This window comes from Variovorax sp. 01T439_2, assembly GCF_056398445.1.
This window is the reverse complement of sequence record NZ_JBFTPJ010000696.1, coordinates 1-3,165: the sequence shown is the minus strand read 5'-3', so window position 1 is coordinate 3,165 and position 3,165 is coordinate 1. Positions and strand designations below refer to the sequence as shown.

4 protein-coding genes are annotated in these 3,165 nt (G+C 67.3%); all 4 read left to right on the top strand.

The window, feature by feature from the left end; genetic code table 11:
• Positions 1-17 precede the first annotated feature (17 nt).
• Entirely contained in the window at positions 18-443 is a 426-nt protein-coding gene (ndk, locus tag AC1DOC_RS26115) for a nucleoside-diphosphate kinase (protein WP_012747302.1), read from the top strand.
• Between the two features lie 21 nt (positions 444-464).
• On the top strand, positions 465-1,613 hold the full coding sequence (gene rlmN, locus AC1DOC_RS26110) for a dual-specificity RNA methyltransferase RlmN (RefSeq protein ID WP_412510872.1): 1,149 nt from the start codon (positions 465-467) through the stop codon (positions 1,611-1,613).
• Between the two features lie 4 nt (positions 1,614-1,617).
• Positions 1,618-2,475, top strand: coding sequence for a type IV pilus biogenesis/stability protein PilW (gene pilW / locus AC1DOC_RS26105; protein WP_012747304.1), 858 nt, complete (start codon positions 1,618-1,620; stop codon positions 2,473-2,475).
• A partial coding sequence (locus tag AC1DOC_RS26100) for a helix-turn-helix domain-containing protein (protein WP_478130787.1) occupies positions 2,468-3,165 on the top strand: 698 nt, incomplete at its 3' end. The genes pilW and AC1DOC_RS26100, both read left to right, overlap by 8 nt.

Sequence of the window (3,165 nt, the reverse complement as noted above, 5' to 3'; positions counted from 1 at the left end):
GCTCAGGAAGCACTTCAATGGCTATCGAACGTACCCTTTCCATCATCAAGCCCGACGCCGTCGCCAAGAACGTCATCGGCAAGATCGTTTCCCGCTTCGAAGCTGCCGGCCTCAAGATCGTTGCCGCCAAGCTCGTGCATCTGTCGCGCAACGAAGCCGAGCAGTTCTACTCGGTCCACAAGGAACGTCCGTTCTTCAAGGACCTGGTCGATTTCATGATCTCCGGCCCGGTGTTCGTGCAAGTGCTCGAAGGCGAGAACGCCATCGCCAAGAACCGCGACCTGATGGGCGCCACGGACCCCAAGAAGGCGGCCCCGGGCACCATCCGCGCCGACTTCGCGGACAGCATCGATGCCAACGCCGTGCACGGTTCGGACGCTCCCGAAACCGCCGCCAACGAAGTGGCGTTCTTCTTCGCCGGCCTCAACGTCTACGCGCGCTGAAGCCGCACGCCAGCTGATTTCATGACCACGGCCAACCTGCTCGAATTCGATCTCGAGGGGCTGGCTGCGTTCTGCGAAAAGCTCGGCGAGAAGCGATTCCGCGCCACGCAGCTGTTCCGCTGGATCCACCAGCGTGGCGCCAGCGACTTCGCCCAGATGACCGATCTGGCCAAGTCGCTGCGCGAGAAGCTCGCCACCACCGCTCGCGTCGAGGCCCTGCCGGTCATCACGCAGCACGAATCCAAGGACGGCACGATCAAGTGGCTGTTCGACGTCGGCGACGGCAATGCCGTCGAAGCCGTATTCATTCCCGAAGACGACCGCGGCACGCTGTGCGTGTCGTCCCAGGCCGGCTGTGCCGTGGGTTGCCGCTTCTGCTCCACGGGGCACCAGGGCTTCAGCCGCAACCTGAGCACGGGCGAGATCGTCGCCCAGCTCTGGTTTGCCGAACACTTCCTGCGCAAGCACCTGAAACGCGACGAGCGCGTCATCTCCAACGTGGTGATGATGGGCATGGGCGAGCCGCTGCAGAACTACACCGCGCTGGTGCCGGCGCTGCGCACCATGCTCGACGACAACGCCTACGGCCTGTCGCGCCGCCGCGTGACCGTGTCGACCTCCGGCGTGGTGCCGATGATCGACCGCCTGGGCGCCGACTGCCCGGTGGCCATGGCCGTGTCGCTGCATGCGCCCAACGATGCGCTGCGCGACGACCTCGTGCCGCTCAACCGCAAGTACCCGATTGCCGAGCTGCTCGAGGCCTGCAAGCGCTACCTGGTGCATGCGCCGCGCGACTTCATCACCTTCGAGTACTGCATGCTCGATGGCGTCAACGACCAGCCCGAGCATGCGCGGCAGCTGGTTGAACTCGTTCGCACCCATGGCGTGTCGTGCAAGTTCAACCTGATTCCGTTCAATCCGTTTCCGGCCTCGGGCCTCTTGCGTTCGCCGCAGCCGCGGGTGCTGGCCTTTGCCAAGGCACTGAGCGAGGCCGGCCTCGTGACCACCGTGCGCAAGACGCGCGGCGACGACATCGATGCGGCCTGCGGACAGCTGGCCGGCGACGTCAAGGACCGTACCCGCGCGGCCGAACGCATGGCCCAGCGCCGTGTGGGCGATCGCACCGTTGTTCTGCATCCGGTTCGCAAGACCGCCCCCCAGGAGCATTGACCTAATGAGGATGGCCTTTCCGATGACGACCGCAAGCGCGCAGCGGCTGGTGGCTGCAGGCTTTGGCGGCGTCGCCGTGGCGTTTCTGCTCGCGGGCTGCGTCAACACGCGAACCACCACCACCAGCCTGGCCGACACCAGTTCGTCGAGCAAGGGCGCGGAGATCGTGACCGAGTCCGACGAAAGCAGCCGGCAGCGCCGCGCGCGCCTGCGCATGGAGCTCGCCTCGGGCTACTTCGAGCAGGGCCAGACCACCGTCGCGCTCGACGAGATCAAGCAGGCGCTGGCCGCCGATCCCAACAACGCGGATGCCTACAACCTGCGCGGCCTGGTCTACATGCGGCTCGAAGACGCGGGCCTGGCGGAAGACAGCTTCCGCCGCGCCATTGCCATCAATCCGCGCGATCCCAATGTGCGGCACAACTACGGCTGGCTGCTGTGCCAGCAGAACCGCTATGGCGATGCCACCCAGCAGTTCACCGAGGCACTGGCGGTGCCGAGCTATACCGACCATGCCAAGACGCTCATGACGCAGGGCGTCTGCCAGCTCAGGGCAGGCCAGCGTGCCGAGGCGGAGCGCAGCCTCATGAAGGCCTACGAGATCGACGCCGGAAACCCGGTGGTCGGGTTCAACCTGGCTTCGCTGCTGGCGCAGCGCGAAGAGTGGTCGCGTGCGCAGTTCTACATCCGCCGCGTCAACAACAGCCCTTCGGCCAGCGCCGAGACGCTCTGGCTTGGCATCAAGATCGAACGACGGCTCAACAACCGCGAAGCAGTGGCGCAGTTGGGAGGGCAACTGCAACGGCGCTTCCCGCAGTCCCGGGAGGCAATAGCGTACGAGCGCGGGAATTTCAATGACTGAACGGGTTTCGGAGTTCGGCACTTCCGCGGCACTGCCGCTCGAGGAAGGCGACATCACGCACAAGACGGCCGGCGACATGCTCCGCGAAGCGCGCGAGGCGCACGGCCTGCACATCGAAATGGTGGCCGCGGCGCTCAAGGTGCCGCCGCAGAAGCTCATTGCGCTCGAGGCGGACGACATCGCTTCGCTGCCCGACCCCGTCTTTGCGCGGGCCCTGGCCAGCAGTGTCTGCCGCGCCCTGCGCATCGATCCCGCTCCGGTGCTCGCAAAGCTGCCGGGGGCGCAGCGCGCAGCGCTCGCACTGGCCGACCGTACGCTCAAGAGCAACATCGTTTCCGGAACGCCGCGCTGGAATGGCGGGCGCTCCAGCGGGCTGCCGTCGCGCGCGCTGCTCACGGTGGTGGGACTGCTGCTGGTCGGCGCGGCCGTGCTGTTCTGGCTGCCCCAGTCGGTGTTCGACCAGGTCGGGGCCTCGGTGTCGCGCTGGACATCGCGTGGCGATGGCGACACCGCTTCGGTGGCGGAAGCGCCAGCGGCTGCGCCGGCTCCTGGCGGATCGTCCGTCGTGGTCGAGAGTGCGCCGGTGTCGCCGGTGGCCCCCCCAACCTCGGCTGCACCCGCGGCGCTGGGCACGCCCCCCGCGGCAGCCCCGCCGGCGGGCAGCGCGCCCGCTGCGGCGGCGGCTTCGCC